The sequence below is a fragment of the Nocardioides ungokensis genome, from assembly GCF_013466985.1.
Taxonomy (GTDB): domain Bacteria; phylum Actinomycetota; class Actinomycetes; order Propionibacteriales; family Nocardioidaceae; genus Nocardioides; species Nocardioides ungokensis.
The window spans coordinates 2,467,568-2,491,945 of the sequence record NZ_CP059164.1; the positions used below are offsets into that span (position 1 = coordinate 2,467,568).

At 72.5% G+C, this 24,378-nt stretch carries 24 protein-coding genes and 1 pseudogene; 16 read left to right on the forward strand and 9 right to left on the reverse strand.

The genetic code is table 11. The features are described from left to right. Window positions 1-639 (forward strand): VOC family protein, encoded by a 639-nt coding sequence (locus H0S67_RS12120; protein ID WP_180933273.1) that lies wholly within the window; start codon window positions 1-3, stop codon window positions 637-639. After that, window positions 636-3,008 carry an ATP-binding cassette domain-containing protein gene (locus H0S67_RS12125; protein WP_180933274.1) on the forward strand — a complete coding sequence of 791 codons (2,373 nt, stop codon included), beginning with the start codon at window positions 636-638 and terminating at the stop codon, window positions 3,006-3,008. Before H0S67_RS12120 ends, H0S67_RS12125 begins: the two co-directional genes overlap by 4 nt. A gap of 26 nt (window positions 3,009-3,034) precedes the next feature. Here H0S67_RS12125 and H0S67_RS12130 read toward each other — a convergent pair whose 3' ends face one another. From H0S67_RS12130 to H0S67_RS12140, 3 genes are all read right to left on the reverse strand, one after another. Then, window positions 3,035-4,132, reverse strand: a complete 1,098-nt coding sequence (locus tag H0S67_RS12130; protein ID WP_219635239.1) for a tyrosine-type recombinase/integrase — start codon at window positions 4,130-4,132, stop codon at window positions 3,035-3,037. Window positions 4,133-4,654: 522 nt separating this feature from the next. Beyond that, window positions 4,655-5,545 (reverse strand): aminoglycoside phosphotransferase family protein, encoded by an 891-nt coding sequence (locus tag H0S67_RS12135; RefSeq protein ID WP_180933275.1) that lies wholly within the window; start codon window positions 5,543-5,545, stop codon window positions 4,655-4,657. Window positions 5,546-5,728: 183 nt separating this feature from the next. Next, window positions 5,729-6,442 (reverse strand): M50 family metallopeptidase, encoded by a 714-nt coding sequence (locus H0S67_RS12140; protein WP_180933276.1) that lies wholly within the window; start codon window positions 6,440-6,442, stop codon window positions 5,729-5,731. A gap of 139 nt (window positions 6,443-6,581) precedes the next feature. On the opposite strand from H0S67_RS12140, the gene H0S67_RS12145 reads away from it, so the two are divergent. From H0S67_RS12145 to H0S67_RS27355, 7 genes and pseudogenes are all read left to right on the forward strand, one after another. Next, the gene (locus H0S67_RS12145) at window positions 6,582-6,965 is read left to right on the forward strand and encodes a hypothetical protein (protein WP_180933277.1); all 384 of its coding nucleotides are present in this window, start codon (window positions 6,582-6,584) and stop codon (window positions 6,963-6,965) included. Then, window positions 6,962-7,426: a hypothetical protein gene (locus H0S67_RS12150; RefSeq protein ID WP_180933278.1), complete on the forward strand. Its 465-nt coding sequence runs from the start codon at window positions 6,962-6,964 to the stop codon at window positions 7,424-7,426. The genes H0S67_RS12145 and H0S67_RS12150 overlap by 4 nt, the downstream gene beginning before the upstream one ends. Window positions 7,427-7,506: 80 nt before the next feature. Next, window positions 7,507-9,006 carry a hypothetical protein gene (locus tag H0S67_RS12155; RefSeq protein ID WP_180933279.1) on the forward strand — a complete coding sequence of 500 codons (1,500 nt, stop codon included), beginning with the start codon at window positions 7,507-7,509 and terminating at the stop codon, window positions 9,004-9,006. A gap of 57 nt (window positions 9,007-9,063) precedes the next feature. Continuing rightward, window positions 9,064-9,900, forward strand: a complete 837-nt coding sequence (locus H0S67_RS12160; RefSeq protein WP_180933280.1) for an aldo/keto reductase — start codon at window positions 9,064-9,066, stop codon at window positions 9,898-9,900. Further along, window positions 9,900-10,952 (forward strand): alanine racemase, encoded by a 1,053-nt coding sequence (locus H0S67_RS12165; protein WP_180933281.1) that lies wholly within the window; start codon window positions 9,900-9,902, stop codon window positions 10,950-10,952. The genes H0S67_RS12160 and H0S67_RS12165 overlap by 1 nt, the downstream gene beginning before the upstream one ends. A gap of 23 nt (window positions 10,953-10,975) precedes the next feature. Next, window positions 10,976-11,266 (forward strand): annotated as a pseudogene (locus H0S67_RS27350) (peptidylprolyl isomerase); the annotation flags it as partial. Next, complete coding sequence (locus H0S67_RS27355; protein ID WP_343050058.1) at window positions 11,248-11,649, forward strand: peptidylprolyl isomerase; 402 nt, start codon at window positions 11,248-11,250, stop codon at window positions 11,647-11,649. The pseudogene H0S67_RS27350 and the gene H0S67_RS27355, both read left to right, overlap by 19 nt. A gap of 44 nt (window positions 11,650-11,693) precedes the next feature. On the opposite strand, the gene H0S67_RS12175 is transcribed toward H0S67_RS27355, so the two are convergent. Both H0S67_RS12175 and H0S67_RS12180 read right to left on the reverse strand, forming a co-directional pair. Next, a complete protein-coding gene (locus H0S67_RS12175) occupies window positions 11,694-12,023 on the reverse strand; it encodes an SRPBCC family protein (protein ID WP_246354693.1) in 330 nt (109 codons plus the stop codon). 112 nt (window positions 12,024-12,135) lie between these two features. Next, window positions 12,136-12,579 carry an OsmC family protein gene (locus H0S67_RS12180; protein WP_180933282.1) on the reverse strand — a complete coding sequence of 148 codons (444 nt, stop codon included), beginning with the start codon at window positions 12,577-12,579 and terminating at the stop codon, window positions 12,136-12,138. Window positions 12,580-12,638: 59 nt separating this feature from the next. Here H0S67_RS12180 and H0S67_RS12185 point away from each other — a divergent pair, with 59 nt between their 5' ends. Together H0S67_RS12185 and H0S67_RS12190 are read left to right on the forward strand one after the other, a co-directional pair. Further along, on the forward strand, window positions 12,639-13,244 hold the full coding sequence (locus H0S67_RS12185; RefSeq protein WP_180933283.1) for a flavin reductase family protein: 606 nt from the start codon (window positions 12,639-12,641) through the stop codon (window positions 13,242-13,244). 123 nt (window positions 13,245-13,367) lie between these two features. Next, window positions 13,368-13,652, forward strand: coding sequence for a Fe-S cluster assembly protein HesB (locus H0S67_RS12190; RefSeq protein WP_180933284.1), 285 nt, complete (start codon window positions 13,368-13,370; stop codon window positions 13,650-13,652). Between the two features lie 74 nt (window positions 13,653-13,726). Here the strand turns inward: H0S67_RS12190 and H0S67_RS12195 are convergent, their stop codons facing one another. Next, the gene (locus H0S67_RS12195; RefSeq protein WP_180933285.1) at window positions 13,727-13,870 is read right to left on the reverse strand and encodes a hypothetical protein; all 144 of its coding nucleotides are present in this window, start codon (window positions 13,868-13,870) and stop codon (window positions 13,727-13,729) included. Window positions 13,871-14,055: 185 nt separating this feature from the next. On the opposite strand from H0S67_RS12195, the gene H0S67_RS12200 reads away from it, so the two are divergent. Then, window positions 14,056-15,054, forward strand: a complete 999-nt coding sequence (locus tag H0S67_RS12200; RefSeq protein ID WP_180933286.1) for an NADP-dependent oxidoreductase — start codon at window positions 14,056-14,058, stop codon at window positions 15,052-15,054. Here H0S67_RS12200 and H0S67_RS12205 read toward each other — a convergent pair. Both H0S67_RS12205 and H0S67_RS12210 read right to left on the reverse strand, forming a co-directional pair. Further along, window positions 15,044-15,580, reverse strand: a complete 537-nt coding sequence (locus H0S67_RS12205) for a hypothetical protein (RefSeq protein WP_180933287.1) — start codon at window positions 15,578-15,580, stop codon at window positions 15,044-15,046. The two genes, H0S67_RS12200 and H0S67_RS12205, sit on opposite strands and share 11 nt — an antisense overlap. A 228-nt stretch (window positions 15,581-15,808) precedes the next feature. Then, complete coding sequence (locus H0S67_RS12210) at window positions 15,809-17,320, reverse strand: hypothetical protein (RefSeq protein WP_180933288.1); 1,512 nt, start codon at window positions 17,318-17,320, stop codon at window positions 15,809-15,811. Window positions 17,321-18,254: 934 nt separating this feature from the next. Here H0S67_RS12210 and H0S67_RS12215 point away from each other — a divergent pair. From H0S67_RS12215 to H0S67_RS12230, 4 genes are read left to right on the forward strand one after another with little or no spacing between them, the layout of a single operon-like run. Beyond that, the gene (locus tag H0S67_RS12215) at window positions 18,255-20,285 is read left to right on the forward strand and encodes a M1 family aminopeptidase (RefSeq protein WP_246354694.1); all 2,031 of its coding nucleotides are present in this window, start codon (window positions 18,255-18,257) and stop codon (window positions 20,283-20,285) included. Between the two features lie 8 nt (window positions 20,286-20,293). Next, window positions 20,294-21,124: a formate dehydrogenase accessory sulfurtransferase FdhD gene (locus H0S67_RS12220; RefSeq protein ID WP_180933289.1), complete on the forward strand. Its 831-nt coding sequence runs from the start codon at window positions 20,294-20,296 to the stop codon at window positions 21,122-21,124. Window positions 21,125-21,179: 55 nt separating this feature from the next. Beyond that, on the forward strand, window positions 21,180-22,361 hold the full coding sequence (locus H0S67_RS12225; RefSeq protein WP_180933290.1) for an exonuclease SbcCD subunit D: 1,182 nt from the start codon (window positions 21,180-21,182) through the stop codon (window positions 22,359-22,361). Continuing rightward, window positions 22,361-23,758, forward strand: a complete 1,398-nt coding sequence (locus H0S67_RS12230) for an AAA family ATPase (protein WP_180933291.1) — start codon at window positions 22,361-22,363, stop codon at window positions 23,756-23,758. Before H0S67_RS12225 ends, H0S67_RS12230 begins: the two co-directional genes overlap by 1 nt. Here H0S67_RS12230 and H0S67_RS12235 read toward each other — a convergent pair. Next, window positions 23,697-24,374 carry a hypothetical protein gene (locus tag H0S67_RS12235; RefSeq protein ID WP_180933292.1) on the reverse strand — a complete coding sequence of 226 codons (678 nt, stop codon included), beginning with the start codon at window positions 24,372-24,374 and terminating at the stop codon, window positions 23,697-23,699. The two genes, H0S67_RS12230 and H0S67_RS12235, sit on opposite strands and share 62 nt — an antisense overlap. Window positions 24,375-24,378: the final 4 nt, after the last annotated feature.

The following is a 24,378-nucleotide window of genomic DNA, read 5'->3' on the forward strand; positions in this document are numbered from 1 at the left end:
ATGGCCTCCCTCGCATCCGTCACCCTCGAGGTGCCGGACACCACGGCCGCTTCGTCCTTCTACGCCGCCGCCTTCGGGCTGGACGACCGGCTCCGCGTCCGCCACTCGGAGGCGCCGACCACCGGCTACCGCGGATTCACGCTGTCACTCGTGGTGGCCCAGCCGAGCAACGTCGACAGCCTGGTCCGCAGCGCCCTGGACGCCGGCGCCACCTCGCTCAAGCCGGCCCGGAAGAGCTTCTGGGGCTACGGCGGTGTCGTGCAGGCCCCGGACGGGGCGATCTGGAAGGTCGCGTCGTCCTCGAAGAAGGACACCGGACCGGCCACGCGCGAGGTCGACGACTTCGTGCTGCTGCTGGGCGTCGCCGACGTCAAGGCGAGCAAGCAGTTCTACGTCGACCACGGGCTGGCCGTCGCCAAGAGCTTCGGCAGCAAGTACGTCGAGTTCGACACCCAGGCGTCAGGGGTCAAGCTGGCGCTCTACGGGCGCCGGGCCGCAGCCAAGGACGCCGGCGTCTCCCCGGACGGCTCGGGATCCCACCGGATCGTGATCGGCAGCGATGCCGGGCCCTTCACCGACCTCGACGGGTTCGCGTGGGAGACGGCGGCGGCCCACGAGGGGAGAGCACCCAGCGCATGACCACGGGGAAGAGCAGCGAGTCGCACGCCGCCGACGGCCACGACCTGATCCGCGTCCAGGGCGCCCGCGAGAACAACCTCAAGGACATCAGCCTCGAGATCCCCAAGCGCCGGCTCACGGCGTTCACCGGGGTCTCCGGGTCGGGCAAGAGCTCGCTGGTGTTCGCGACCATCGCCGCCGAGTCGCAGCGGATGATCAACGAGACCTACAGCGCCTTCGTCCAGGGCTTCATGCCGAGCCTGGCGCGCCCGGAGGTCGACTACCTCGACGGGCTCACCACGGCGATCATCGTCGACCAGGAGCGGATGGGCGCCAACCCGCGGTCCACGGTCGGCACCGTGACCGACGCCAACGCGATGCTGCGGATTCTCTTCAGCCGGATCGGCACGCCGCACATCGGGCCGCCGACCGCATTCGCGTTCAACGTCCCGACCCGCGTGGCCAGCGGGATGATGAAGACCGACAAGGGACAGGGATCGACGTCCGTGGTCCGCAACGCGGTCTACCAGGGCGGCATGTGCCCGAAGTGCGAGGGCATGGGGTCGCTCAACGACTTCGACCTGACGGCGATCTACGACGAGTCGAAGTCGCTGGCCGAGGGTGCGCTGCTGGTGCCCGGCTACAGCATGGACGGCTGGTACGGCCGGATCTTCAGCGGCGCCGGCCTCGACATGGACAAGCCGATCGCGAAGTACTCGGCCAGGGATCTCAAGAAGCTCCTGTACGGCGAGCCGGAGAAGATCAAGGTCGAGGGCGTGAACCTCACCTACGAGGGGGTGCTGACCAAGATCCAGAAGTCGATGCTCTCCAAGGACGTCGAGTCCCTGCAGCCCCACGTGCGCCGGTTCGTCGAGCGCGCGGTCACGTTCACGACCTGCCCCGACTGCGAGGGGACCAGGCTGGGCAAGGAGGCCCGGTCGTCGAAGATCCTGGGCCGGAGCATCGCGGACGTGTGCTCCATGCAGATCAGCGACCTGGGGGAGTGGCTGCGGGAGCTGGACGAGCCGTCGGTCGCGCCGCTGCTCGCGGGACTCCGGCACCTCATCGACGCGTTCGACGAGATCGGCCTGGGCTACCTGTCCCTGGACCGGCCGTCCGGCACGTTGTCCGGGGGAGAGGCGCAGCGCACGAAGATGATCCGTCACCTCGGATCCTCCCTCACCGACGTCACCTACGTGTTCGACGAGCCCACGATCGGCCTGCACCCCCACGACATCGCGCGGATGAACCGGCTGCTGCTCCAGCTGCGCGACAAGGGCAACACGGTCCTCGTGGTCGAGCACAAGCCCGAGACGATCGCGATCGCCGACCATGTGGTCGACCTCGGGCCGGGCGCCGGTACCGCGGGCGGGACGATCTGCTTCGAGGGCACCGTGGAGGGCCTGCGCACCAGCGACACGACCACCGGGCACCACCTCGACGACCGGGCCTCGCTCAAGGCGTCCGTGCGCGAGGCGACCGGACGGCTCGAGGTCAGGGGAGCAGACACCCACAACCTCCGGGACGTCGACGTCGACATCCCGCTGGGCGTGCTGTGCGTGATCACCGGAGTGGCCGGCTCCGGCAAGAGCTCGTTGATCCACGGCTCGGTCGCCCCGCAGGACGGCGTCGTCGTGGTCGACCAGGGCGCGATCAAGGGTTCTCGCCGCAGCAACCCCGCGACGTACACCGGACTGCTGGAGCCGATCCGCAAGGCGTTCGCCAAGGCCAACGGGGTCAAGCCCGCGCTGTTCAGCTCCAACTCCGAGGGCGCCTGCCCGGCCTGCAACGGCGCCGGGGTCATCTTCACCGAGCTCGGCGTGATGGCGACCGTGGAGTCGATGTGCGAGGAGTGTGAGGGGAGGCGCTTCCAGGCCTCCGTCCTCGAGTACACCCTGGGTGGCCGCAACATCGCCGAGGTGCTGGCGATGCCGGTGGCCGAGGCGCTGGACTTCTTCGGCGACGGCGACGCGAGGACTCCCGCGGCCCACAAGGTCCTGGAGCGGCTCGCCGACGTCGGGCTCGCCTACCTCACCCTCGGCCAGCCGCTGACCACCCTGTCCGGCGGGGAGCGTCAGCGGCTCAAGCTCGCCGTGCAGATGGCCGAGAAGGGCGACGTCTACGTGCTCGACGAGCCCACGACCGGCCTGCACCTCGCCGACGTCGAGAACCTGCTCGGCCTGCTGGACCGGCTCGTGGACGCCGGCAGGTCGGTGATCGTGATCGAGCACCACCAGGCCGTGATGGCGCACGCCGACTGGGTGATCGACCTCGGTCCGGGCGCGGGCCACGACGGCGGCACGGTCGTCTTCGAGGGCACGCCCACCGACCTCGTCGCCGCCCGCGCGACCCTCACCGGCGAGCACCTCGCGGCGTACGTGGGCGCCTGACCGAGAGGACCGCGAGCAGCGGGGTCTCAGTCGTCCCCAGCCGGGTCACCCTGCGTGGGCGCCGCGACCCCGCTTCTGTCGGTCTCCCGGTCGGTCTCACTGTCGACCTCGGCCTCGGACGCCGCGAGCAGGCCGTAGACGGGGGAGCGGGCGGCAGCCGCGCGCACGCCGGCTGCGGTGGACGCCAGGTAGCCCTGCGAGGTGGCCAGCGACCGGTGCCCCAGGAAGTCCATCAGCTCCACCGCGGTGGCGCCCCGCTCGACCAGCCGGGTCGCGGCCGTGTGCCGCAGGGCGTGCACGAGCGCGCCACGGGCGCGGGCGGCGTTGACCCCGGCGTCGCGGTAGACGAGCTCGACGAGGTACTGGAGCGCGCCGGTGCGCATCCGCTGCCCGGTCCGGTCGACGAACAACGGATCGTTGGGGCGCCACCAGGCCCAGGCGTCGTCGTCGCTGGTGACGCCGCGCTGGCGGGCGGTGCCGGGGAACCGGGCGCGGCGGCTGTCGAGGTAGTCGGCCAGGAAGTCCAGCAGCACCGGCTCGATCGGGATCGTGCGCTCGGCGTCGCCCTTGCCGAGCACCTTGATCCGCTGGTTGCCGTGGGTGCGCGTGACGTCGCCGATGTCGACGGCCAGCAGCTCGGCCGACCGCACTCCGGTCACCATCGCGGTCAGCACGACGGCGGCGTCGAGCTCGGGCCACGGCTGCCGGCGTCGTACCGCGGCGTCGGTGAGCGTCCGCACGATCCGGGCGGCGTCGTCCTCGGCGAACGGCTTGGGAAGGCGTTGCGGTGACCTGGGCTTGCCGACACCCGGCATCGGGGAACCGTCGAGGTGCTCCTCGGAGACGAGGTACTCGAAGAAGCCGCTCCAGGTCGAGTGAGCCCGCCGCACGCTGGCCGCGGCGCGGCCCTGCGACCAGACGCCGAAGGCGTGACGCAGCACTGACAGGGTCAGGTCACCGATGCGCAGCTCGTCGGCTGGGCGACCCAGGTGTGCCGCGGCGCCGGCGATGATCGCTGCCAGGTCACGGGAGTACGCCGCCCGGGTGTGCGGGGAGTCCTTGCGCGGCGCCCGCGCCAGGAACCAGCCGTCGACGGCCTCGCTGACCAACAAGTTGCCCTTCACGGTGCCGGACCATATAGACGACCACCCCCACCGGGTGTTCTCACGGGAAGCCGACCCGGCAACGGAATCACACTGGTGTCATTTGCCGCATAATCGTCGGTATCCAGCAGTTATCCGGGGACGGCAGGAGAGCGCCTAGGTCGGTCACCGCAGCTCATGGGTCCTGGTAGTCGCTGTGTGCGTCGATCTGGGCGTGTCGGGCTGACGGGGCAGGCCCAGGGTGACTCAGGGTGACTCAGGGTGACTCGGCGGCCACCAGGACGCCAGCTGGCTCAGAGAGACACACATCGGGTCACTGACATCAGCGTCGCGCGGTGGACCGAGCGCCGGTCGTCGGCAGGTCACCGGATCTTCAGGCAGGTGACCGGACGACAGCACGACGACGAGAGGCGGATCATTCAGGCGGCCCGCGCCTTCCGGTGCCCCTTCCCTGACTCGTTCCACATCGCCGATAACTGACATTATGTCAACTATTGTTGATCCAGACGTGGGTGGAGCCCTCCTCCGCTCCTCACACGGCTGTCATTCGCCGAACTCCTCTAGCACCGCCGCGACGGTGCGCTGCGCGTGGTCACGGATCGTCGGCGAGGTGTCCCAGTAGTACGGCAGCGCGCCCAGCGACGTCGACAGCGCCCAGCCGCGGCCGCGTCGCCACTCGTCGTCGTCACAGCCGAGCTCGCGCCGGTATGCCGCCCGTGACGCGCCGTCGAACAGCGTCCAGGCCGGCGCAACGTCCGGCGCCGGGTCCCCGAGGCCCAGGCCACCGAAGTCGATGACCGCCGAGAGCCGCCCGTCGACACACAGCAGGTTGCCCGCCAGCAGGTCTCCGTGCAGCCACGCGCCCGGCGCGTCGTACGGCCGCGCGTCCAGGGCGTCCTCCCAGACCCGTGTCACGCTCCGGGCGTCCACGCGGTCGCCCAGCTCGGCAATCGCACCCCGGGTGTACCCGTCGCGCGCCGCCAACGGCGTACCCCGGGACTCACCGGTCTTGACCGGTCCGCCGCCGGGAGCGACCGAGCGCAGGACGCGAACGAAGACCGCGAGGTCGACAGCGGCCGACTCGAGGTCGATGTTGTCACCGGTGGGGTTCTCCCCCGGCAGCCACGGCACGACCGACCACGGGTACGGATAACCGGAGCCCGGCTCCCCTACGGCCAGCGGCGCCGGCACCGGGAGCGGCAGGTGCGGCGCGAGGTACGGCAGCCAGCGCTGGTCGTTCACTGCCTGGTCCAGCGCCCAGTCGATCCGCGGCATCCGCGCCACCAGCTCGTCGCCGAGCCGGAACAGCGCATGATCGGTGCCACCGATCGGCACCGGCGTCACCGGCAGGCCCTTCCACTGCGGGAACTGCGACGCCACCAGCGCCTCGACCTGCGCGACGGTCGCCACCACCTCATCGGCGTGCATGCTCATCGCGGCGACCCTAGGGGCCACTCCCCCGGGCCGCACCCCGATTTCAGGGGCGGGTTCCGAGCCGAGGCGTCACCCCGCGCCGCCGGACGGACCGACGGATCGCCCGCGGATTGGTCACCAACGACAGATCCCAGGGGCCCCGGCGTGTGGTTGGTGACCAATCGGTGCCAGCGGTCCGCGCCCTCAACCGAGCAGCCAGCCACCCCCGGCGACGAGCGCCGCGCCGGTGGTGACGAGGAAGACGCCGACCCAGGCCAGCCCCGGCAGCGGCGTCAGCCGCGCCAGCAGGTCGGCGTCGGAGTCGCGGGCGCGGCCGCGGCGGCGCTGGTGCTGGAGCTCCAGGACAGCCCTCGGGGCGGCCAGCAGCAGGAACCAGGTGCCGGCATAGGCGGCGGCCGACTGCACCGGCTCGCTCCCCCACCACGACACCGCGAGCACGCCGAGCCCGAAGACCAGGACGGCGTACAGGCCGTAGAAGTTGCGGATCTGCACCAGCAGCAGCGCCAGCAGCAGGACCGCCAGCCACAGCACCGCGAGGGCGTGCCGCTCGCGGAGCAGGTACGCCGCGCCGAGGCCGAGCAGCCCGGGGCCGATGTAGCCAGCCAGCGCGGTGGCGACCATGCCGGGCCCCCGGCTCCTCCCCCGCGACAGGGTGAGTCCCGACGTGTCCGAGTGCAGGCGGATCCCGGCCAGCCGACGGCCGCTGACCAGCGCCGCCACCCCGTGCGAGCCCTCGTGCGCGATCGTCACCACGTGACGGGTCACCCGCCAGCCGGTCGGCAGGGCCACGAGCACGAGGGCCAGGGCGCCGGTGGCCACGACCACGGACACGTCCGGTGCGGGCTGCGTGCCCGTCACCTCCGCACCGATGCGGGCGAGGACGTCGACGGGCTGCACGCACCCAGCCTGCCGGATGCTCCCTGCGCGCCGAGCAGGGCCCGGATCGGCCAGCGCGTGGCGGCCGCGGCGGCACCGACACGTGACTCACCCCAGGAAGAGGACGCAGGTCGTTGGTGGACGTCGCTAGCCTGCGGCCATGCAGCGCTTCCCGTTCCGCTTCGACCCGATCTACCGACTGCCGGGACTGTGCTTCGGCATCGTCCCCGCCACGGCGTGGGTCGAGGTCGGCGACGGAGAGCTGCGGGCCCGCCTGGGGCCGTGGTCGCTGCGCACCCCGCTCGACAACATCGCGTCCGCGACCGAGAGCGGCGGGTTCGCGTTCCTGAAGACCGCCGGCCCCGCGCACCTGTCCTTCGCAGACCGGGGCGTGACCTTCGCGACGAACGGCGACCGTGCGGTCTGCGTGGAGTTCCACCAGCCGGTGCGTGCCCTCGATCCCACCGGGATCCTCCGGCACCCGGGGGCCACCTTCACCGTTGCCGACCCGCCCGCCCTGCTCGCCGCCCTGGAGACCCGATGACCGACCAGCCGATCCCCGAGCACCTCCGTCCGCGTGGCGTCTCCGACGACACCGTCGAGGCCCTCGGCAAGCTCTCCGAGGCCCTGGAGACGGTCGAGCACGCGCGGGGACTGCTCTACGGCTTCCACCGCCTCACCGGCAGGGCCCACATCACGCTCGGCGAGGCCGTCGACCAGCTGCGTGCCGCCGGCCACGGCGGGCTCGCCGATCACATCGACCGAGAGCTGCTGGGCCGCAACGTGATCCACGGTCGCTGGACCTTCCAGGTGGTCGAGGAGTACGACGACACCTACTACTCGACCTTCAAGGCGCTCGAGAAGCAGGCCCGCGACGAGCTGGTCGGAGGCCGCCGGCACCTCTTCGAGGCAGAGATGAAGGAGCAGCAGCGCTGCCACGACCACCCCGACCACAGGGCCACGCCCGACGACTCGGGATCCCAGGCTCACGGAAACGGGGCCTGACGGGGGTACCCGGCGCTTAGGGTGAGCCTCCTCGGGAACGCGGCAGGGGGCCGCGCCCACGCAGATCGGGAGGGGGCTCGATGGCGAGGTCTCCTGATGTCCTCGAGGACCCCACCCCGCTGGACTCCCCGCGGGTTGACGTTCGGGTCCGGGTCGCGTGGCTGCTGCGCATGAGCCGGGCCGCCGGCATCGACGGCGAGGCGTTGTCGGTCACCGAGATGGCGCACCGGCTCAAGGACCGGGGCATCTCCGCCTCCGCACCGTCGGTGTCGGGCTGGGAGACCGGACGGGTCGCCCCGGGCACGGCGGTGCTGGCCTACGAGGCGGTGCTGGGCCGCGAGCCGGGCATGCTGCGCAGCGCCGTCGACGTGGTCCGCCGCAACCACGGCCACGACCGTCCCGGGGCCGTCGTCCCGCCCCCCAGGCTGGTGGACCTCGACCGTGCGACCGATCGCGTGCTGGGCAGCCGTCGAACCACCGGGCTGGACTGGCTGCACTTCTGCGAGGCGGCCCTGGCGGTCCGCCCGGGCCTGCCCCGCAAGCTGCTGCGCCCGGCCGTCGACCAGCTGCTGAGCGAGGTCAGCCGCTCGGTGTTCACGGCCTACGTGACCCGCTACGAGGCACTCTCCCTGCTCCGCTGCGGCCAGTACGGCGGGCTCGTGCTGCAGGCCGTCCGCGACTACGTCGACGAGCCCGGCGCCCAGGTGGTCGCCGAGGCCCTGGGCGTGGTCGCCGAGCGCGCCGACCGACCCTGTCTGCGGCTGCTGGTGCCCCACCTCGCCAGCGAGGACCCGGTGATGTTGCGCGGCGCGGTCGTCGGCTTCCAGAACCTCGCGTCCGTGGGTGGCCTGACGCCCGCCGACTGGGACCAGGTCGTGGCTCCCTTCGTCGCGGCGTTCAACGCCCACGCCGACGACGAGAGACAGTGGCTGCTGCTCTCGAACCTGTGGCACGCCCTGCCGCCCTCCGTGCGCACGGCCACCCGGCCCGACCTCGTCCGCCCCGTCAATCCGGCACCCCCGACCTGGGATCCCGCCCGGCTGGAACGCCACACCACCTTCTGCGACCGCGTCACCGCGCGGGTCTGCGACGAGGTCGGGATCCCCCACCAGCCGCTGCTCGCCCGGCTGCTGTTCGAGGCGGCGTTCGATCCCCGGGGCGACCGCAGCTGGACCGCCACGCTGCTGATGATGGCCTCCCCGCTCCGCGGCCCCATCGCCGCGGCCATGTCCGACGCGGCCGACCACCACGAGGACCCCGTCGTCCGGGCGGCGGCGCGGGACCTGCTGACCGGCCTGGGCCACGAGGCCTCCACCAAGCACGCGCTCGCCTGGCTGGACGGGGGCGAGCCCGATCTGGTCGCAGCCGCCCTGGTGGAGCTGGCGCACAACCGCAGCCGCGTCCCCGATGACCGGCTCTCCGCGTTCCTCGAGGAGCCGGACCCGGTCGGCCGCCGGGCGCTCTACTACGCCGGCATGATGGGACGGCCCGCGCTGCGCCGGATCGCCGAGGACCCGGCGCACCGGCTGCACGAGGGCGCCCGGTGGTGGCGGCGCCACGGGTCGGTCATCACCTCCTGACGCTGCCGGGCGAAGGCTCCGGCTCCCGGTCGGTCGCGCGGCCGCTACGTTGGCGTCATGGCCATCCCGACGTACACGCTCAACGACGGCAGCACGCTCCCGGCGATCGGCTTCGGCACCTATCCCCTCAGGGGCGACGACGGCATCACGGCCGTCGTCAGCGCGCTGGAGGTCGGCTACCGGCTGCTCGACACCGCGGTGAACTACGAGAACGAGCGCGCGGTGGGCGAGGCGATCCGACGCTCCGGCCTGCCGCGCGACCAGATCCAGGTCGCCAGCAAGATCCCCGGTCGCCACCACGCCTACGACGACGCGGTGGCCAGCGTCCGTGGCTCGCTGGAGCGGCTCGGACTCGACCACCTCGACCTCCAGCTCATCCACTGGCCCAACCCGAGCGTCGGCAGGTACGCCGAGGCCTGGCGCGCGCTGGTCGACCTCCAGAAGGAGGGACTGGTCCGCTCGATCGGGGTCTCCAACTTCACCGAGGCCCACCTGACCCGGATCATCGACGAGACCGGGGTGACGCCCGCGGTCAACCAGATCGAGCTGCACCCCTACTTCCCCCAGGCCCCGATGCGGGCCGTGAACGAGCGCCTCGGCATCCGCACCGAGTCGTGGAGCCCCCTCGGCAAGCGACAGGCGCCGTTCACCGAGCCGCCCGTCGCCGCCGCCGCCGAGAAGTACGCGGTCACTCCCGGCCAGGTCATCCTGCGCTGGCAGGTGCAGCTCGGATCGATCCCGATCCCGAAGTCGGCCACGCCCACGCGACAGCGGGAGAACCTCGACGTCTTCGGGTTCTCCCTCACCGACGACGAGGTCGCCGCGATCACCGGTCTCGGACGCCCGGACGGGCGGCTCTTCGGGGGTGACCCCGACCACCACGAGGAGCAGTGATGCCCGCGACGCCGTACCTGCGCATCGACCTGGCCCGGCTGCGCCGCAACATCGCCGTGGCGGCGGAGCTCGCCCGGGGAGGCGACGTCGCGCTGCGCCCCCACGTCAAGACGCACAAGAGCGTCGAGATCGCGCGGCTCCAGCTGGCCGCGGGCGCCGTCGGCATCTCCGTGGCCACCGTCGGGGAGGCCGAGACGTTCGCCCGGCACGGCATCGACGACATCTTCGTCGCCTACCCGCTCTGGCTCGACGACGTCTCCGCCGGGCGGCTGACCGACCTGACTGGCGACGCTCGACTGGCGATCGGCGTGGACTCGGTCGAGGGTGCCGCCAACGCGGGCCGGCTGCTCGGCGGTTCGACCGTGGAGGTGCTGGTCGAGGTCGACTGCGGTCACCATCGCAGCGGGGTCCGACCGGAGGACGCCGGGGCCGTCGCTGCTGCCGCGGCCCGCACGGGGCTCCGGGTCCGCGGCCTCTTCACCTTCCCGGGTCACAGCTACGCCCCCGAGGCACTGGCCACGGCCGCCGCTGACGAGTCGAGGGCACTCCAGGAGGCGGCCGGGTCGCTGCGCGCGGCGGGCGTCGAACCGCGGGTGGTCAGCGGCGGGTCGACGCCGAGCCTGGCCCACTCCGACCTGTCGACGCTGACCGAGCTGCGACCCGGGGTCTACGTCTTCGGGGACGCGCAGCAGTGGGAGCTCGGCTCCATGACGCCGGACAGCATCGCGCTGACGTGCTGCTCGACGGTCGTCAGCCACGCCGGTGGCCGGGTGGTCCTGGATGCCGGCAGCAAGATCCTGGGCGCCGACCGGGCGCCGTACGCCTCGGGGTTCGGACGGCTGCCCGAGCACCCCGACGCGCGGGTCGTGCTGCTCTCGGAGCACCACGCCGTCGTCGACCTCGCCGGCGCGCCGCTCCCGCCGCTGGGCACCCGGCTCGACGTCGTGCCCAACCACGTGTGCAACGCGGTCAACCTGGTCGGGACGGTGTACGCCGAGGAGTCCGGCGAGCTGCGTCCGTGGCCTGTCGCCGCCCGCGGCCTGAACGCCTGACCCCTCCCCCTACCATCGTGGCCATGCTGAAGCGACCCCTCTCCGTCCTGGCCGCGGCCGCAGCAGTCCTGGCGCTCGCCGGCTGCTCGAGCGACGACTCCTCGAGCACCGTCGCGGACACCGCCCCCACCCGCAGCGCGACCGGGCCGGCCTGCTCCTACTCCTCCGACGGCCGGCCGCCCGCCAAGAAGGTCTCGCTGCCGCCGGACCACGCCACGGTGACCGGCGACGAGGCGGTCACGCTGAAGACCAACGCCGGCGACATCAAGGCAACCCTCGACGCATCTTCCACCCCGTGCACGGTCAACTCCTTCGTGTCCCTGGCCGACCAGGGCTACTTCGACTCCACGCCCTGCCACCGGCTGACCCCCAGGGGATCTACGTCCTCCAGTGCGGGGACCCCTCGGGCACGGGCGCCGGCGGGCCCGGCTACCAGTTCGACGACGAGCTCTCCGGCAAGGAGACCTACGGCCCCGGCACCCTGGCCATGGCCAACGCCGGCGCGAACACCAACGGCTCGCAGTTCTTCATCGTCTACGGCAACAGCCCGCTGCCGCCTAGCTACACCGTCTTCGGCAAGGTCGACGCCGCCGGGTTGAAGGTCGTCCAGGCGATCGCCGACAAGGGCACGGCCGACGGCGGCCCCGACGGCGCCCCCAAGGACAAGGTGGAGATCGAGTCCGTCACCGCCCAGTGACGCCCTGACCGCTCACGGCAGGAGACGGACTGCTCCCGGCGACGTCAGCGCCGGGCCTCGAGGATGCGCTTGAGCGCGGCGAGGTCCTTGGTCATGGCCCGGCGCATGGCGGTCTCGATGACCGGCGCCGCGAGACGCGAGAACCCCGACGGCTCCCCGTCGTTGCGCAGCTCCATCCGGGTCCCGGCCGGGACCTCGGTCCACGCGTAGGTCGTGCGCATGGGGAACGGCCCCTGGGCGGTCTGCATCACGAGCCGTGCCCCTGGCTCGAGGGCGGTGACCTCGTAGGTGTAGGCGATGCGCCGACCGAGGAAGGTCGCGACGAAGTCGAGGAGCGACCCCACGCGGACCGGGGCCGCGGTCCGCCAGTCCACCTGGCGGATGTTGGCGTACCACTCCGGGCGTTGCCCGGATCACCGGCGTACGCCGCGACCTCCTGCACCGGCCGCTCGATGATGTTCTCGACGGTGACGTCGACGCGCCTGCTCACGGCCGGGCGACCTCGACGTACTCCACCGGCTCACCGAGGGCGACGGTCCGCCCCACCGTGCAGAGCCGGTCGCGGACCTGCTGCAGCGTGCGCGGGACGACCTCGCGCGCACGGTCGCCGTCCTCCCCGGCGGGGAAGGTGACGTCGAAGGTCACCGTGAGCCCGACCAGGTGGCTGCCCTGCTCGTCGCGGATCTTGTGACCGACGGCGCGCGCGTCGAAGGTCTCGGCGCCGGCGCGCTTGGAGGTGACCAGGTCCAGGTCGATCGCCCCGCACCCGGCGAGCGCGGCGAGCAGGAGCTCCACCGGGCTGAAGTCGGGGTCGTGGCCCGAGCCGATCGGCAGCACTCCCCCACGCGCGTTGGTCGCCTTGTAGCGCCCCTTCCCGATCCGGGTCAGGTCGATGCTGCGCAGCGTGGGATCCGGGGTCTCGTCGTTCATGGGCCAAGCCTGCCAGAGCGGCCCGGGGCAGGTTCCGGCTCGCGTCGTACTGTCGGGCCATGCGCACCGTCTTCCGCAGCGACGACCCCGACGTCAATCCCTACAAGCTGCTCACCGCCGTGGTCGTGCCGCGTCCGATCGCGTGGATCTCGACGCTCGACCCCCAGGGCGTCGGCAACCTCGCCCCGCACTCCTTCTTCAACGTCGCCTGCGCGAACCCGCCGATCGTGTGCTTCACCTCCGTGGGCGACAAGGACACCCTGGCCAACGTGGTCGCGACCGGGGAGTTCGTCGTCAACCTGGCGACCGAGCCGATGCTCGACCAGGTGAACGACACCAGCGCGCGCTTCGGCCCGGACGTGGACGAGGCCGAGGCGCTCGGCATCACCCTCGAGCCCAGTGCCCTGGTCACCCCGCCCCGCGTGGTCGACTCGCCGGCGTCGCTGGAGTGCACCCTGCACTCCACGCACGAGCTCGGCGACTCCACGCTGGTGCTGGGCAGGGTCGTGGCGGTCACCGTCCTCGACGACGCGCTCGTCGACGGTCACCCCGCCATGGAGCACCTGCGTCCGGTCTCCAGGCTCGGCCGCGACGAGTGGGGGCTGCCCCCGGAGGTCGTCTCGGTGACCCGGCCCGACCGTCCTGAGGACACCGCGCGCCGCTGACGCTCGGCTGCGGCTGATCGTGCGAGACCCCGTCCGGACACGCCGGAGGGCCGCGCGGACTTGCGTGGCGGGCCGACGGGGGCGAGGGTGGAAGGGACCTGCACGCCAATCGGAAGGCGAGTCATGCTCACCCTCACCGAGAACGCCAGCACCATCGTCAAGGACATCACCTCCCAGCCCGGCCTCGCGGACACCGCCGGTCTGCGGATCACCTCCGAGGAAGCTCCCGAGCCGACCTTCGCGGTCAGCGCGGCCGAGGCCCCGGAGCCGGGCGACCAGACCGTCGAGCAGGACGGTGCCACCGTCTACCTCGACCAGGCCGCCGCCACCATGCTCGACGACAAGATCCTCGATGCCGCCGTCGACACCGCCGGCAAGGTGGAGTTCGCCCTGGGCATCCAGGCCTGACTCCTCCCCCACACGCAGCAGACCCCGGGCCGATCGGCCCGGGGTCTGCTGCGTGCTGGGTGCTGCGCCGGAGCTCAGCGACCGCGGCGGCGGAGGGTACGACGAGCCCTCCGCTCCGTCTCGCGGGCCAGTTCCACGTCGCGCATCTGGGCCAGCTCCTGATCGGAGTGGGCGCGTCCCTCGACGATCCCGAAGGCCAGGTGCAGCTGCGTGTTCATGATCGCTCATCCCTCTCGGCCCGGTCCGCGGGCCCCGTTGGTGTGTAATAAGTATTGCCGCTTGTGCGGCTCTTACATCCTACTGCGGCGGACGGGGCTCCCGAAGCCGCCGACGACGTGACGTCGCCCACCACCACGAAGCCCCGGACGGGGTGGCCGGCGGCGCCGCTGGCAGCATCGATCCCATGACCTTGAAGACCCGTGAGATCCAGCTCGCCTCCCGCCCGTCCGGCTGGCCGTCGGCCGAGAACTTCCGCCTCGTCACGGTCGAGCTGGCCGAACCCGGCCCCGGAGAGGTCCTCGTCCGCAACACCTTCATGTCGGTCGACCCCTACATGCGTGGCCGGATGAACGACGTCAAGTCCTACGTGCCGCCGTTCCGGCTCGACGCCCCTCTCGAGGGGGGCGCCGTCGGCGAGGTGATCGCCTCCGGTGACGAGTCGGTCCCCGTCGGCGCGACTGTCCTGCACCAGGCCGGGTGGCGCGAGCACGCGCTGCTGCCGGCCGGCGCCGTGCGCGTCGTCGACGTGGAGCGCGTGCCCGCCTCGGCCTACCTCGGCGTCCTCGGCATGCCCGGCCTGACGGCGTACGTCGGGCTGACCCGGATCGCCGAGCTGCAGGCAGGCGACGCCGTGCTGGTCTCGGGCGCCGCCGGAGCGGTCGGCTCGCTCGCGGGGCAGATGGCCCGACTGCTTGGTGCGTCGACGGTGGTGGGCTCGGCCGGCTCGGCGGCGAAGGTCGCATGGCTCACCGACGAGCTCGGCTTCGACGCGGCCGTCAACTACAAGGACGGACCGATCGCCCGGCAGCTCAAGGAGCACGCGCCGTTCGACGTCTACTTCGACAACGTCGGCGGTGACCACCTCGAGGCGGCGATGCTGCACCTGAACGACTTCGGACGGGTCGCGCTCTGTGGAGCGATCGCCCAGTACAACGAGTCCGAGCCCGTCCCCGGGCCGCGCAACATGATGATGATCGTGAGCAAGCGGCTCACGCTGCGTGGCTTCATCGTCTCCGACCACGCCGACCTGGCCGGCGAGTTCTACCGACGCGCGGGCGCCTGGGTCGCCGAGGGAAAGCTGACGGCACGGGAGACGGTCGTCGAGGGCCTCGACCACGCGGTGGACGCGTTCCTCGACCTGCTGCGTGGCGGCAACACCGGCAAGATGCTGGTCAGCCTGTAGGCCCCGGCGCCCCGGCCGACGCCGGCACGATCAGGTCCCAGCCCCGGGGCAGCCTCACCACCAGGACCGGGCGCCGGGACGATCGTCCGTTCCACCAGCGGGCGGCGGCCGGGGCCAGCGCGATCCCGAGCACGTCGAGCGCCCACAGCCGGCCGGACCGCAGGTCGTACGCCGCGCGCAGGTCTGCCCAGCCGACCCTGTTGACCCAGTGCCCGAAGCCGAGCTCGAACGCCACCGTGGCCCCGGCCCACGCGAGGCCGACCAGGACCGCGTCGCGCAGCTCGACGAGCGGCTGGTGCCGCTCCACGTGGACGGTCCAGGGAAGGATCAGGACCAGCAGCACGACGCAGGCGACCTGGTCGGCCGAGAGCTCGGGCAGCCGGCCGCCGTAACCACGGTGCAGGGCCGCGTTGGCGAAGGCGAGGCCCAGGGCCCCGACCCAGCCCATGGTCCAGGCGTCCCAGGCGACGGTCCCGTCGACGGGGGCGACACCCACCTGCGGCGCTCGTCGCCGTGCCAGCCTCATGCTCGTCTCCCAGCCTCGTCTCCCAGCCTCGTCTCCCAGCCTCGTCTCCCAGCCTCGTCTCCCAGCCTCGAGCCCCAGCCCACCCCGCCTGCCGTCAGCGTGGTCGACGGCCGAAGGCCCGCGACAGGGCACGAAGTCCCGGCCTCGCTCGCCGTCGTTCTGCGCGAGGAACACGAACGGCGGCCGGGAGCCGAGGCCCCCGACCCGCCGTGCGCAGCGGTCAGGCGGTTACTTGACGAACAGCCGGGCCCGCTTGTGACCGGAGACGACCTTCTCCTGCGGGTCGGTCGTGGTGGTCCGCTCCGTCGACTGGCGCTTGGAGTAGAGGTCCAGCGCCACCAGGACCTGGTCGTTGCGGACCAGGTTGTCGGCGTACTTCTGCGCGTCGGCGACCGAGCGCGGGTAGCTGCCGCGGGACCAGAGGTCGGAGCCGCCGATGACCTGGAGCACACCATCGGAACCGGAGGCGTTCGCGGGGACCTTGACGTCGACGGGCACCGTCTTGGTGTCCGAGCCCGACGTCAGCGTCGCGCGCAGGGGCAGCGTCTGCCCGGCCTTTGCGCGGACGGCGTGCCCGCTGCCGATCTTGACCCAGACGCCCTGGACCTTCTGCTCGACCTTGCTGATCTTCCAGGTCGAGTGGTCGTCGTCGACCGCGGAGTTCATCGTCACGTTGTCGATGACGACGCCCGGCACGTTGCTGAGGGCGTAGGTGAAGTCCGCGATCTCCCAGCCGGCGTCCCAGGTGATGTCGTAGTCCGAGGCGTAGCGGTCGGCGATGGTGATGTCGAACGGCGTGCCGTCGGCGTCCTTGCCGGTGACCTCGTAGGTGAGCTGCTCCGAGCCCTTGACGATGCCGTCCAGGACGCGGTCGTGGTTGGCCATGGTCTCGTAGAAGACGGCAGAAGCGGTGCCGTCGGGCACCGAGACGTGGCTCGCGCCGGTCCGGGAGTCACCGTTGTACGACACCGTCGAGGTCACGTCCGTGGTGTCCGGGATCGCACCCAGGAAGCCGGTGATGCCGGTCAGGTGGTCGTCGGAGATGGTGCCCGCCGGAGCGCCGAGGTTGGCGACCTTGAACGGTGCACCGAGCGACTCGGGCTGGATGAACAGCGCGTCGGCCGGGTGCAGCGTCAGCGAGGTCTTGCCGGCGAAGGTCATCGGGTGGCCGAAGCCGAGCACCTTGCCGTTGCAGACTGCGGTCACGGTGCCGACGCCACCCATGGTGATGTCGCCGTACGACAGCGTGGCCGCCAGGTTGCCACCCGGCACCACGGTCTCGGGTCCGGCGCCCTGGCCGGCGGAGGCCGCCGCACCCATCCGGTAGGTCGCCTTCGGCAGCCAGCTGTGCGTGACGCGGTGCCCGTCGACCTGGGTGACGCGGTTGTTGCCGGCCTGCTCGAGGCGGTGGTTGCTGACGCCGGAGACGCCGGTCGGCATGCGCAGCTGGGCGAAGCCCTGAGCCGCCTGCGTGAGCGAGACGTCGGAGTTGCTCGCGATGGTGCGGGCGGCCGAGTCGGAGACCTTGACCCGGGCCGAGGCGGCGGGGGCGTTCAGGTACTTGGTCATGTCCTGGTACGGCGTGACGCCGGCGATCCAGGACGGGCCCCAGGAGAGACCGTAGGAGATGGCACCGATGACGTCTCCGGTCGCAGGGTCGGTGACCGGCGACCCGGACATGCCCTGCCAGATGCCCCCGATGTCGTCGGGGTTCGGTGCGGTGATCTTGACCATGATCATGTCGACACCGGGCGCGATTCCGTCCGCGATCGTGCCGAGGTACTCACCCCGAAGGTCTCCGGCGTCGTTCCGGAGGTGACCGAAAGGGCGTTCACGGCGTCGCCCTTCGTGAGTGTGCCGGTGTACGGCGTGCACTCCGGCGCCGGAGCCGCGGACTGGCCGGGCCGGTCGCGACGGTGGCGGCACCGAGGGCCAGGCCCAGCGTCGCCGTGAGAGAAGCCAGGGCACGGCCCCGGCGGTTGACAATGGTTGGCTTCATCGAGCCACTCCCCTTTACCCCGAATAGGCGTGACTGACGCCCCCAGTGACCCGTAAGACGCCGTGGGTGGCCGGTTGGTTGCATGGCCGACCCACGGAATTCCTCCGGGCTCCAGCGCCGAACGTAGGACCCCTGATCGACGCGCGCTCGAAGACGCCGGCGTCGTCACCGTTCCGTTACCTTCGGCCGCTCCGGTGCCCGGCATAGGGTGTGCGGCGTGAACGCCGCCAACCAGAGCCCCTTCCAGAGCCTCCAGCACACCGAGGCGCTGGCCCGTTTCGACCTGCTGACCGTCCAGTCGTACGACGTCCGACTCGATCTCGCTGCCGACGACGCGACGTTCCGCTCGGTCACGACGATCCGGTTCACCTCGCGCGGCGGCCCGACGTTCGTCGACCTCAAGCCGGCGCGCGTGAACGAGATCCGCTTCAACGGTGCGGTCCTGGACGCCGACCTCCTCCAACGGGGTCGCCTCCCGCTCCAGACCACCGAGGGCGACAACGAGCTGGTCGTGGACGCGGTGATGCGGTTCCGCAACGACGGCGAGGGGCTGCACCGCAGCGTCGACCCGGCCGACGGCAAGCACTACGTCTACGGCATGTCGTTCATGGACGCGGCCCGAGCATCTTCGCCTGCTTCGACCAGCCCGACCTCAAGGCGCCCTACACCTTCCACGTGGTCGCGCCGGCCGACTGGCTGGTCGTCGGCAACGCCCCCGGCACGCGCACCGAGTCCGGCCCCGGAGGCACGGCGCAGTGGGAGCTCGCGCCGACCCAGCCGCTGTCGACGTACTTCGTCACCCTGGTGGCCGGCCCCTACCACCTCGTGACCGACGAGCACGACGGCATCCCGCTCGGCCTGTCGGCGCGGGCCAGCATCGCCCGCGACCTCGACGCCGACGCCGACGAGCTCTTCACCATGACCAAGCAGTGCTTCGACGAGTTCCACCGGCTCTTCGGCATCCGCTACCCGTTCGGCGCCTACCACCAGGCCTTCGTGCCGGAGTTCAACGCCGGCGCGATGGAGAACCCCGGCTGCGTGACCTTCCGCGACCCGCTGATCTTCTCCAGCCGGGTCACGCGCGGCGTCCGGATCCAGCGGGCCACCACGGTCGCGCACGAGATGGCGCACCAGTGGTTCGGCAACATCGTCACGCCGAAGTGGTGGGACGACCTGTGGCTCAACGAGTCCTTCGCCGAGTACATGGGCAACCGGGTGACCGCCGACGTCACGGAGTACGACGACGCCTGGACCCACAACGCCTACGCACGTCGGCAGTGGGGGCTGGTCGCAGACCAGCGGCCCAGCACCCACTCGGTGGCCGGCAACGGCGCCGTCGACGCGACGGCCGCGCTCCAGGACTTCGACGGCATCTCCTACGCCAAGGGCTCGAGCATCCTCAAGCAGCTCAACGCCACGCTCGGCGACGACGTCTTCTTCGCGGGGGCCATCGACCACTTCACCCGCCACCGCTTCGGCAACGCGACCATGCACGACCTGTTCCGGAGCTGGGAGGAGGCCGGTGCGGGCGACCTGGCCGGGTTCACCAGCAACTGGCTGCGCACCGCCGGCCCGGACACGATCGTGCTGGACCGTGGCGCCGGGGTCCTCCGGCGCACTCCCCCGGCCGGTCACCCTGCCGACCGCTCCCACACGCTGCGGGTCGCCACCGCAGAGCCCGGCGGCAAGTGGGAGCTCTCGGCCCTCACCGTGGCCACCGAGGAGACGGCGTACGACGTGGCGGACGGCACGGCCGTCGTGCTCGACCCCTACGAGGACACCTGGGCACTGGTCCAGCCGGACGAGGTCACCGTGTCCGCGCTGAAGTCGCTGCTGCCGGCGACCGACGACACCCGGCTGCGTGCGGGGATCTGGAACAACGTGCGGAGCGCGTTCCACAACGCGGCGATCGACCCGGCCGACGTCCTGGACCTGCTCGAGGCCGGGCTCCCGGTCGAGGACAGCGACGACGCCGTGTTCTACACGATGCCGTGGGCGATCTCGAAGGTCGTCCCCCTCGCGTCCGACCCGGACGCCGCGCTGCGCCGCATCAACGCGGTCGCGCTCACGAAGGTGTCCGACGCCGACGCCGGCTCGACCCTCCAGCTCTCCGCGTTCCAGGCGGCGGTCAGCTCGGCCACCGACGCCGGGCAGCTCCGTACCTGGCTGGCGGGCCGGGTGCTCCCGGACGGCATCGACCTCGACCTCGACCTGCGCTGGCGGATCCTGGTGCAGCTCGCCGTGCTCGGCGAGACCGACCGGGCCGAGCTGGAAGCGGCGCTCGATGCCGAGCCCACCGCCCGCTCGCGCGTCGAGCACTCAAGGGCGATGGCGTCCCTGCCCGACGCCGAGGCCAAGGCGTGGGCCTGGGCTCGCTTCGTGGGTGAGGTGGACGTGCCCAACTACGAGCTCGAGGCCGCCGGCCTGGGAATGTGGCGCACCGGGCAGGAGCAACTCACCGACGGCTACGTCGACCGCTACTTCGCCGAGGTGCCGCGCACCGTCGACGTTCGCAGCGGCTGGGTGCTGGCAGACGCGGCCCAGGACTTCTTCCCGACCACCTCCCTCACCGAGGAGACGGTGGCGCGGGCTCGGGCCCTGATCGACCTCGAGGGCCTCGACGCCTCGATCCGGCGCCGGGTGGTCGACCTGACCGACGAGCTGGAGCGTCGGCTGGCGATCCGCCGCGCGTTCCCGGCCCGGTAGGTGCTCGCGTGAACGGGCGGTCGCGCCGACCGGGGCCCACGGTCCGGACCCGGGTCCGCGAGCTCGTCGAGGACGGCGAGCGCCGGCACGAGGACCGGCTCGCCACCGAGGAGCCGCTGGAGATCCGCCTCGCGTGGCCCGGCGCTCCTGCGCGCCGGGTCTGGGTCACGATGCGGACCCCCGGGCACGACTTCGAGCTCGGCGCCGGCTGGCTGCTCCACGAGGGCCTGGTGCGCCCCGGCGACGTCCAGGGCGTCGCCTACTGCACCGACGTCGACCTGGCTCCGGAGCAGGAGTTCAACGTGGTGACGGTGACACTCGTCGGGCCGCCGGTGCGCGACCCGGGTCACCGCCACACGGGCCTCTCGGCCGGGTCGTCGGCCTGCGGCGTGTGCGGCAAGGACAGCGTCACCTCGGCCCTCGACGTGCCCCGCGCCGAGCCGTGGGGCGGTGCCCTGCCGGAGCCCCCCGTCGTACGCCGCCTGCCCGGGCTGCTGCGCGAGCACCAGACCGTGTTCTCGCGCACCGGCGGGGTGCACGCCGCCGGGCTGTTCACGGCCCCCGGAGAGCCCCTGGTGGTCCGCGAGGACGTCGGGCGGCACAACGCCGTCGACAAGGTGACGGGCGCCCGGCTTCTCGCGGGCGAGTCCCCGGCCGCCGCCTGTCTGGTGGTGAGTGGTCGCGCCGGCTTCGAGCTGGTGCAGAAGGCGATCGCCGCCGGGGTCGGGTCGCTGGTCGCGGTGGGCGCGCCGACCAGCCTGTCGGTGCAGCTGGCCCGGGAGGCCGGCCTGGTCCTCTACGGCTTCACCTCGTCGCAGCGTTGCGTGCGCTACACCTGAGCCCTTCCCGGCGTGGGGGCACCGCACTGTCGGTGGCCCTTCCTAGGTTGGACGCATGCGCATCCTCCACACCTCCGACTGGCACCTCGGCCGGTCGTTCCACCGTGAGGGGATGCTCACCCACCAGGCCGCCTACGTCGACCACCTCCTCGAGGTCGTCGAGACCGAGGTGGTCGACCTCGTGGTCGTGGCCGGCGACGTCTACGACCGGGCGCTCCCCCACGTCGACGCCGTCCGGCTCGCCGACGAGACCCTGGCGAGGTTGGCCGCGTCCCGGGCCAAGGTCGTGCTCACCAGCGGCAACCACGACTCCGCCCACCGGCTCGGCTTCAGCTCGCGGCTGATCGACGCGGCCGGCGTCTTCATCCGCACCGACGCGGCGACCGTGGGCGCTCCGATCCTCCTCGACGACGACCACGGGCTCGTCGCGATCCACGGCATTCCCTACCTCGACCCCGACGCGGTCCGCGAGCCGTGGCGGCTCTCGGGCCGCTCCCACGAGGCAGCGCTGGGCGAGGCCATGCGCAGGGTGCGCTCGGACACGGCGCGACGCGGTCCGGGAGTGCGGACCGTGGTGCTGGCGCACGCCTTCGTGGCCGGTGGCGCCGCCGAGGTCGAGCCGAGCGACTCCGAGCGCGACATCAGCGTCGGCGGCGTCTCCATCGTGCCGACGTCCGTCTTCGACGGGGTCGACTACGTCGCCCTCGGGCACCTCCACGGGCGGCACACGCTCACACCGCGCGTGCGCTACAGCGGCTCCCCGCTCGCCTACTCCTTCTCCGAGGCCAGCCACCGCAAGGGGTCCTGGCTGGTCGACCTGGGCCGCGACGGCGCGGTGTCCGCGGAGTTCGTCGACGCCCCGGTGCCCCGGCCGCTGGCCCGGCTCCGGGGCACCCTCGAGGAGCTGCTCGCCGACCCTGCCCTGGCCGCCCACGAGGGCGCGTGGGTGCAGGCGGTCCTCACCGACGACCTCAGGCCGCAGCAGGCCATGGACCGGCTCCGGGCGAGGTTCCCCCACACCCTGGTGCTCGGCTTCGAGCCCGCCTCCGGCGGCCTCACCGCGGCCCCGGCCGCCCGCCTCCAGGGCCGCAGCGAGTACGACATCGCCCTCGACTTCGTCGCCGAGATGCGCGGAGCCCCGGCGACCGATGCCGAGGCGCGCCTGCTGCGCGACGCCTTCGACGCCTGCTGCGAGGACGCCGACTTCGACGTGCTGGTCTCCGGGGCCGGTGGCTGATGCGTCTCCACCAGCTGCAGATCACCGCGTTCGGCCCCTTCGCCGACCACGTCGAGGTGGACCTCGACGAGCTGTCGGACGCCGGACTGTTCCTCCTCTCCGGCCCCACCGGCGCCGGCAAGACCAGCATCCTCGACGCGGTGTGCTTCGCCCTGTACGGCGACGTCCCCGGCGACCGCGCGGCCGCCAAGAGGCTGCGCAGCGACCAGGCCGCCCCCGGGGTCGCTCCCGAGGTCACCCTGGAGGCGACGCTGGCCGGACGCCGGTTCCGGATCGTCCGATCCCCGGCGTGGGAGCGGCCGAAGAAGAGGGGCACCGGCACGACCAGCCAGCAGGCGTCGGTCACGATCTCCGAGCGGGTCGAGGGCGAGTGGGTGCCCCTGTCGAGCCGGCTCGACGAGACCGGCCACCTCGTGACGAGCCTGGTCGGGATGAACCTCACCCAGTTCACGCAGGTGGCCCTCCTGCCGCAGGGACGCTTCCAGGCCTTCCTCCGCGCCCGGTCCGAGGAGCGCCACCAGCTGCTCCAGCGGCTCTTCCGGACCGGCCGCTTCGAGGACGTCGAGCGATGGCTACGTGACCGGCGTACCGTCCTGCGACGCCGGTCCGAGGCCTGCCACCAGGCCGTGGCAGACCTCGTCAGCCGGCTCAGCGAGGCGACCGACGCCGGCCTCCCGGAATCGTGGGACATCCGTGACCTCACCGGACCGGCCGCCGACCGCACGCTGTCGTCGTGGGCGCTCGGCCTCCGTGACCAGGCGGCCGACCGGCGCCGGGCCGCCGACGCCGCCGCGGAGGTCGCGGTCACCGTCGAGGCCGAGGCCCACGCCCGGCTCGACGAGGCGCGGGGGCTCGTGGAGCGCCGGACCCGCCTCGATGCCGCCGCCGCGGAGCACGCGCGCCTGCTCGCCGACACCGACCGGGTCGAGAACGGCCGGCGGAGGCTGGACGCGGCGCGTCGCGCCTCCGGTGTGGTCCCGGTCCACCGGATGGTGCGCGCGGCCACCGAGGGCCTGGACCAGGCCGAGCGAGCGGCGACAGAGGCCTGCGCCGAGGCCGCGGCCCGCCTCGGGCTGCTGATGGTCGACCGGGACACCCTCGACGAGGCCGTCGCCGGAGCGGCTGACGCCGCGGCAGCGGTCCGCGCCGCCCTCCCCCGCCAGGACCTGCTCTCGGCGCTGCACGCGGAGATCCAGCAGGCCGAGGCACGCCGGGACGAGCTCGCGACGCGCGCGGCCGGTGTCCGCGACGAGAGGGCCGCGCTCCCCGCGCGGGTCGCGGGACTGCGCACCGCGCTGGGCGAGGCGCAGGCCGCAGCGGCCGAGCTGCCTCAGGTCAGGGCCCGGCTCGCCGAGCTCGACGGCCAGGCCGGGCGGCGGCCGAGGTCGTCACGGTGACCGTCGAGCTCGAGTCCGCCCGGGCGCAGTGGCTCGAGGTCCGGGAGGCGGCGCTGGGCCGCCACGAGCAGCTGCTGGCGCTGCGGCAGGCGCGGATCGACGGGATGGCCGCCGAGATCGCGGGGGCGCTGGCCGTGGGCGCCTGCTGCCCGGTGTGCGGCTCTGCCGACCACCCCGACAAGGCCAGCCCGCTCCCCGGCGCACCGACGCCATCGCGGAGAAGGCCGCCCAGAAGGCCCTCGACGACGCGAAGGCCGACGAGCACCTGCGCGACGTGGTGGTGCGCGACCTCTCCACCCGCCTGGCGGCCGCCGCTGTCAGGGCCGGGACGGCCACGGCCGACGAGCTCGAGGCCGACCGCCGCGCCCACGCGGACCGGATTGCCGCGCTCGCCGCGGCCGCCGACCGCGCGCCCGCGCTCGAGATCGAGGTCGACCGCGCGCTGGCCCGTCAGGACCGCGTCGAGGCCGACCTCCGTGAGCTCGAGCTCGCCTCCACCGCGCTCGACTCGACGCTTCGGCACCGGCGCCAGGAGGCGGCGGAGCTGGGTCGAGAGCTCGACGGTCTCCTCGCCGGCACCGGCTGCCGCGATCTCCCGGCCCTCCTCGCCGCCCACCAGG

Excerpts from the sequence above, each read along its gene's own strand:
- H0S67_RS12190 (WP_180933284.1), top strand. The coding sequence starts at position 13,368 with ATGCTCACCCTCACCGAGAACGCCAGCACCATCGTCAAGGACATCACC.
- H0S67_RS12230 (WP_180933291.1), top strand. The coding sequence starts at position 22,361 with ATGCGTCTCCACCAGCTGCAGATCACCGCGTTCGGCCCCTTCGCCGAC.
- H0S67_RS12125 (WP_180933274.1), top strand. The coding sequence starts at position 636 with ATGACCACGGGGAAGAGCAGCGAGTCGCACGCCGCCGACGGCCACGAC.
- H0S67_RS12145 (WP_180933277.1), top strand. The coding sequence starts at position 6,582 with ATGCAGCGCTTCCCGTTCCGCTTCGACCCGATCTACCGACTGCCGGGA.
- H0S67_RS12150 (WP_180933278.1), top strand. The coding sequence starts at position 6,962 with ATGACCGACCAGCCGATCCCCGAGCACCTCCGTCCGCGTGGCGTCTCC.
- H0S67_RS12185 (WP_180933283.1), top strand. The coding sequence starts at position 12,639 with ATGCGCACCGTCTTCCGCAGCGACGACCCCGACGTCAATCCCTACAAG.
- H0S67_RS12205 (WP_180933287.1), bottom strand. The coding sequence starts at position 15,580 with ATGAGGCTGGCACGGCGACGAGCGCCGCAGGTGGGTGTCGCCCCCGTC.
- H0S67_RS12180 (WP_180933282.1), bottom strand. The coding sequence starts at position 12,579 with ATGAACGACGAGACCCCGGATCCCACGCTGCGCAGCATCGACCTGACC.
- H0S67_RS12225 (WP_180933290.1), top strand. The coding sequence starts at position 21,180 with ATGCGCATCCTCCACACCTCCGACTGGCACCTCGGCCGGTCGTTCCAC.
- H0S67_RS12165 (WP_180933281.1), top strand. The coding sequence starts at position 9,900 with ATGCCCGCGACGCCGTACCTGCGCATCGACCTGGCCCGGCTGCGCCGC.
- H0S67_RS12210 (WP_180933288.1), bottom strand. The coding sequence starts at position 17,320 with ATGATCATGGTCAAGATCACCGCACCGAACCCCGACGACATCGGGGGC.
- H0S67_RS12160 (WP_180933280.1), top strand. The coding sequence starts at position 9,064 with ATGGCCATCCCGACGTACACGCTCAACGACGGCAGCACGCTCCCGGCG.
- H0S67_RS12155 (WP_180933279.1), top strand. The coding sequence starts at position 7,507 with ATGGCGAGGTCTCCTGATGTCCTCGAGGACCCCACCCCGCTGGACTCC.
- H0S67_RS12120 (WP_180933273.1), top strand. The coding sequence starts at position 1 with ATGGCCTCCCTCGCATCCGTCACCCTCGAGGTGCCGGACACCACGGCC.
- H0S67_RS12200 (WP_180933286.1), top strand. The coding sequence starts at position 14,056 with ATGACCTTGAAGACCCGTGAGATCCAGCTCGCCTCCCGCCCGTCCGGC.
- H0S67_RS12135 (WP_180933275.1), bottom strand. The coding sequence starts at position 5,545 with ATGAGCATGCACGCCGATGAGGTGGTGGCGACCGTCGCGCAGGTCGAG.
- H0S67_RS12195 (WP_180933285.1), bottom strand. The coding sequence starts at position 13,870 with ATGAACACGCAGCTGCACCTGGCCTTCGGGATCGTCGAGGGACGCGCC.